Source organism: Coxiella endosymbiont of Ornithodoros amblus (assembly GCF_019425495.1).
Classification (GTDB): domain Bacteria; phylum Pseudomonadota; class Gammaproteobacteria; order Coxiellales; family Coxiellaceae; genus Coxiella.
The window spans coordinates 1-5,569 of sequence record NZ_VFIV01000074.1 but is presented as its reverse complement, the minus strand read 5'-3'; the positions used below and the strand labels follow the sequence as shown (position 1 = coordinate 5,569).

The window sequence follows — 5,569 nt, the reverse complement described above, 5'->3', positions numbered from 1 at the left end:
GACGCTTGGCAATTCCCTCAAGGCGGATTTTTACCCAATGAAACCTTGCGTAAGGCATTGAATCGGGAACTAGATGAAGAAGTGGGACTGAGTCCTCACGACATTATTTACCTTCGTGAGACACGTCAATGGATAAGTTATCGACTGCCAAAAAAATTTTGCCGCCCCGAGCATCGCGAGCCGGTATGTATCGGACAATGGCAAATTACCGAAAAAGACAACACCATCTCTTTAGATCATTGTTCACAGCCGGAATTTGATCAATGGCGGTGGGTTGATTATTGGTATCCGGTGGACCACGTCGTTGAATTTAAGCGAGACGTTTATCAGAAAGTATTAACTGAATTTGTGGAGTGCATTCGATAATATGAATATGCTGAAAATCCTTCGCCAAATCACGCAAGAAGTTAACGCTGCTCCCAATTTAGAGCAAGCGCTTAAGTTGGTGGTTGTTCGCTTGTGCGAAGCGTTGCCGGCCGATGCCTGTAGCCTTTTTATTTGCGATGACGTGCAGGGTGAATATGTATTAATGGCAACCCAAGGATTAAATAGCAAACAAGTGGGCAAACTGCGCCTTAAATTCGGTGAAGGATTAATTGGACTGGTTGGTGAACGCGAGGAACCGATCAACCTGGCTGATACACCTCTTCATCCTGCCTATAAACACTGTCCAGAATTAGGGGAAGAAGACTATCACGGCTTTTTAGGGATTCCTATCATCGAGCAAGGTGAATTGTTGGGAATATTGGTGATCCAACAGTTAGAAAGCCATCATTTCGCGGAAGAGGAAGAGGCTTTTTGCGTAACCTTAGCTATTCATTTAGCGGCTGAAATTGCCCATGCGCGAACCAAAGGCGCGCTGGAAAAATTGGGAGCACGAAAGCGTCGTCGTAGGAAAACAGAAACTGTTTTATACGGCGTTCCCGGTTCGTCAGGAGTCGCGATCGGTACAGCAATGATTGTTTACCCGCCGGCGGATTTAGATGCTGTGCCTGATCAAGAAATTACGGATATTGAAGCTGAAGTTTCTGATTTTGAAGCCGCGCTTGCTGCGGTGCGTGATGAAATTCAAACGTTGCAAGTGCGCGCAAAAAACTCCTTAAGTGTTGCCGAAAATGCGCTCTTTGATGCTTATCTTCGTCTCTTAGATAGTCGCACTTTTATTAATGAAGTGATCCATGAAATTAAAGAAGGACAATGGGCCCAGGGCGCGTTAAAACATATTATCAAAAAACATGTATTGCATTTTGAATCGTTGGAAGACCCTTATTTGCGCGAGCGGGCAGCAGATTTTCGCGATTTAGGCCGACGCATTCTCGCTCATTTGCAGTTTAGCGAGAAAGAAGAATTAGAGTATCCTAAAAACACTATTTTAGTGAGTGAAGAAGTGACTGCCACATCACTCATTGAAGTGCCTCGGGATCGTTTACGCGGCGTGATATCTGGAGCAGGGTCAAGCAACTCACACATGGCGATTTTAGCGCGCGCATTAGGGCTGCCAGCCGTGATGGGTGTTCGCGGTACACCCCTTTTTAAACTGGGCGAGCAAGAAATTATTGTTGACGGGTATAACGGGCAAATTTATTTATCACCCTCGGCCGAGATTAAAAAAGAATTTAAAGCGCTAGCCGAAGAAGAACAACAATTAGATGAAGAATTACAAGCGTTGCGTGAATTACCGGCTAAAACAAAGGATGCACACGCGCTGGCGCTCTATGTGAATACGGGACTTACCATTGAGGGGGGCTTGTCATTAAGCGTGGGCGCCGAAGGCGTTGGCTTATATCGAACGGAAATGCCCTTTATGATTCGCGATCGATTTCCCAGCGAAGAAGAGCAACGCATTATGTATCGGCAATTATTAAATACTTTTGCGCCGCGGCCCGTTATTATGCGCACGCTCGATATCGGTGGCGATAAAACACTTCCTTATTTTTCAGTGGAGGAGGATAACCCTTTTTTGGGGTGGCGTGGTATTCGAGTAACTTTGGATCATCCCGAAATTTTTTTACAACAAGTGCGCGCGATGTTGCATGCCAGTGAAGGGCTAAATAATTTATCGGTATTATTACCAATGATCACTTCGATTAATGAAGTAGAAACAGCCATCCGCATGATTAATCAAGCGCATGATGAATTAATTGAAGAGGGTATCAATGTGGAGCTACCTTCTGTGGGATTGATGATTGAAGTACCTGCGACTGTGTATCAGGCTTTTGAATTAGCGAAGCGTGTGGATTTTCTATCGGTTGGTAGTAATGATTTGATTCAATATTTATTAGCGGTCGATCGAAATAATCCTCGGGTGGCCAACCTTTATGACGGATTGCATCCGGCCGTTTTACAAGCTTTAAAAATCGTGGTGAAAGCTGGCCACCGCGCGGGGAAACCTGTAAGTATCTGCGGTGAAATGGCCGGCGATCCGTTAGCGGTTATTCTTTTATTAGCGATGGGGTTTGACACATTAAGTATGAACGCCCGAATACTGCCTCGTGTTAAATGGGTGATTCGTAATTTTGAGATGGCACATGCTAAAGAATTGTTGGATGAAGCGTTAAAAATGGATGATCCGAAAGACATCCGCTTACTGATGGAGCATACACTGGAAGAAGCTGGTTTAGGCAGTTTAATTCGCGCCGGGCGGTAAGCGTTTTTAGAAAATAGCTGTTCTCCCTGCTCTGTGATAGCATAATGACCCATGCTTTATTATCATCCACACATCGATCCCATCGCCTTTCGACTTGGTCCGCTTAAAGTTCATTGGTATGGGCTCATGTACCTCATTGGATTTGCAATGGCCTGGGGGCTTGCGTTATACCGCGCGAGAGATCCAAAACGTCATTGGACTGCCCAGCAAGTTAGCGATTTAATTTTTTATGGCGCTTTAGGGCTTATTATCGGCGGGCGGCTAGGGTACATGCTTTTCTATGATTTTTCCAATTTTATTGCCAATCCGTTAACACTTTTTCAAGTGTGGCGCGGCGGAATGTCGTTTCATGGGGGCCTTATCGGCATTATTATTACGACTTGGATTTTCAGTCGACAAACTTACAAACGCTGGATGGATGTTGCTGATTTTGTCGTCCCATTAGCACCCCTGGGCTTGGCAGCAGGTCGTATCGGAAATTTCATTAATGGGGAACTGTGGGGGCGTGTGACGACGGTTCCCTGGGGTATGGTGTTTCCCAATGCAGGGCCCTTGCCGCGGCATCCTTCTCAACTTTATGAATTTTTTCTGGAAGGGATGCTTTTATTTATTGCAATATGGTGGTTTTCTGGTAAACTTCGGCCTCGGTTTTCGGTATCGTCTTTATTCTTGTTATTTTACGGATTATTCCGCTTTACTGTGGAATTTTTTCGACAACCGGATCCGCAACTCGGATTTGTTGCACTTGGTTGGCTGACTAGGGGGCAGGAATTATCACTGCCGATGATTGTCATCGGTGGTTTTGGCTTATGGTGGGCTTATCAACACAAGAAGTGTTAAAATGATTAACAATTTATATTCTTAGTATTATTTTCCTTAGCTGCCATTTTTTCAGAATGGAATTGAGTTACGTTTTGGATGGACCGGTATATATTCATAATTACATTGCCAGGACGCTTCATCTCATTTTTTTCTGATGATCCAGCCGGTAGCTTGATTCAAAAATGGTTTCATTATTAATTATCCCCGTTGCCGCTGGTTTTCTTGTAGCAACTGCTTTTTGATTAATTAAACGAATGGCGTGCCGTATATGATGGCGGTTATTTGGGTTTTATGGCTAGTTTTATTAATGACTATGGTTGGCGCAAACGCATATGTCGCTGGCGGGCCGTGAAAGCCTCTCCACGAGTGTTTACTATTGCGACGGTGGGTCGATGAAAGAATATCTTAATTTTTTGCAATTTATCCTTGATCACGGAGTCACAAAAACGGACCGGACTGGAATAGGAACAAAAAGCGTTTTTGGCTACGAAATACGCTTTAATCTACGTGAAGGTTTTCCGTTAGTTACCACTAAGAAAATTCATTTGAAAAGTGTTATTTATGAATTGTTATGGTTTTTACGGGGCGATACGAATATTCAGTTTTTAAATGACAATGGTGTGACCATTTGGGATGAATGGGCCGATGAAAACGGCGATTTAGGCCCAATTTATGGCAAACAATGGCGTCGTTGGAAATGTACGGATGGTTCCACCGTCGATCAGGTGCAACGATTAATTCATGAAATAAAAACGCATCCCGATTCACGACGTTTAATTGTCAGCGCCTGGAATGTCGGCGAACTTGATCAAATGGTATTGCCACCCTGTCATTTACTTTTTCAATTTTATGTAGCGGATGGTTTTCTTTCTTGTAAATTAACTCAGCGTTCAGCGGACGCTTTTTTAGGTGTGCCGTTTAATATTGCTTCTTATTCACTTTTAACTCACCTGATCGCGCGACAATGCAATTTAAAAGCGGATGAATTTATTTGGTCTGGCGGAGATTGTCATATTTATAACACCCATCAAGACCAAGTAACCACTCAATTGTCGCGCGAGCCACGCGCTTTACCCCAATTAATCATCAACCGTGATCCTCCATCCTTATGCGATTATGATTTTAACGATTTTTCCATCGTGAATTATCACCCACACCCCACTATTAAAGCACCGGTTGCGGTGTAGGCGTTTTTAATACCCTTTTTTCTATAAGGTGATTTTCTTAGCAGTGCGAAATACGAGTTTTTTACGGCGTTTTCGACAGGGTTTTTCTTTCTTAAGAACAGAGTTGGCTTGTAACATGTATACGACGACGCTTTGATTATGGATAATTCTGGTCGTGAAGCTTTATCTTGATATTGAGGCACCTCATTAGTGCTTAAGATGGAAAGAATTTTCATGGCATAAGCAGACCCGCGTTCTTTTATTAAACTCCGGCCTACTTTTTTTGGCTAGGGCAAGAAGGTCTTCTTGAGGAATTTTTTCAATAAGGCACGCTGCCTTGGATTTTAAGATAAGTTCAACCTCAGTCTGTCGTTTCTGATTCTTGAGGTGATCCAAATAATTGGGAATAAAATAATGAAGGAGATCAATGGTGGCCGTATCTATTTGTATGGGAGACAACGCTTCTTTTAGAAAATCAAATGCTAATTCCTTATCAACGGTGAAATATAAATTAATGTAAATTTCAATAGTCAATAGCGTCATTATTCTTTGGACTCAACTCCACAGAATTTGTTCATCATCGATATTTAAATAATGAGGAATCATTTCAAAATATTTTTTAATGAGACGGTTGTTTCTTCTAATTAACGCCAATTCTAACAAAGCTAAAAAATTTATTTGATTACTCGTTGTTATAACCTATTTTTTTAAATAATTTTATATTTATTTTTTAATATTTTTCTATGAAAGGAGGGTAGCCAAGAGGGAATTCTGAAAGAAAATTTATAACATCTTGTAACAGTCTTCGCAAAAGTACCCCCTATGAGCGCAGCGAAATACGGGGGCGATAGACGAGATCATTATTTTCCCGTATTCTGCTTTGCTCCATACGTATAGGCCCTGGGTTGTTGTGTCAACAATCAGTTTTGACGAA

5 protein-coding genes and 1 pseudogene are annotated in these 5,569 nt (G+C 42.4%); 5 read left to right on the top strand and 1 reads right to left on the bottom strand.

What is annotated here, in order from left to right; all coding sequences use genetic code 11:
* The 5 genes and pseudogenes from FIV31_RS07160 to FIV31_RS07145 all read left to right on the top strand — a co-directional run.
* Nucleotides 1-366, top strand: a 366-nt coding sequence (locus FIV31_RS07160; RefSeq protein ID WP_280124292.1) for an RNA pyrophosphohydrolase, incomplete at its 5' end; no start/stop codon positions are given.
* Nucleotide 367: 1 nt separating this feature from the next.
* Nucleotides 368-2,647 carry a phosphoenolpyruvate--protein phosphotransferase gene (gene ptsP / locus FIV31_RS07155; protein WP_280124291.1) on the top strand — a complete coding sequence of 760 codons (2,280 nt, stop codon included), beginning with the start codon at nt 368-370 and terminating at the stop codon, nt 2,645-2,647.
* A gap of 51 nt (nt 2,648-2,698) precedes the next feature.
* Nucleotides 2,699-3,487 (top strand): prolipoprotein diacylglyceryl transferase, encoded by a 789-nt coding sequence (gene lgt, locus FIV31_RS07150; protein ID WP_280124290.1) that lies wholly within the window; start codon nt 2,699-2,701, stop codon nt 3,485-3,487.
* A 15-nt stretch (nt 3,488-3,502) separates the two neighbouring features.
* Nucleotides 3,503-3,865, top strand: a pseudogene (locus FIV31_RS08720) (hypothetical protein).
* On the top strand, nt 3,862-4,656 hold the full coding sequence (locus tag FIV31_RS07145) for a thymidylate synthase (RefSeq protein WP_280124293.1): 795 nt from the start codon (nt 3,862-3,864) through the stop codon (nt 4,654-4,656). Before FIV31_RS08720 ends, FIV31_RS07145 begins: the two are co-directional and overlap by 4 nt.
* Nucleotides 4,657-4,842: 186 nt before the next feature.
* Here the strand turns inward: FIV31_RS07145 and FIV31_RS07140 are convergent, their stop codons facing one another.
* Complete coding sequence (locus FIV31_RS07140; protein ID WP_280124289.1) at nt 4,843-5,169, bottom strand: hypothetical protein; 327 nt, start codon at nt 5,167-5,169, stop codon at nt 4,843-4,845.
* Nucleotides 5,170-5,569: the final 400 nt, after the last annotated feature.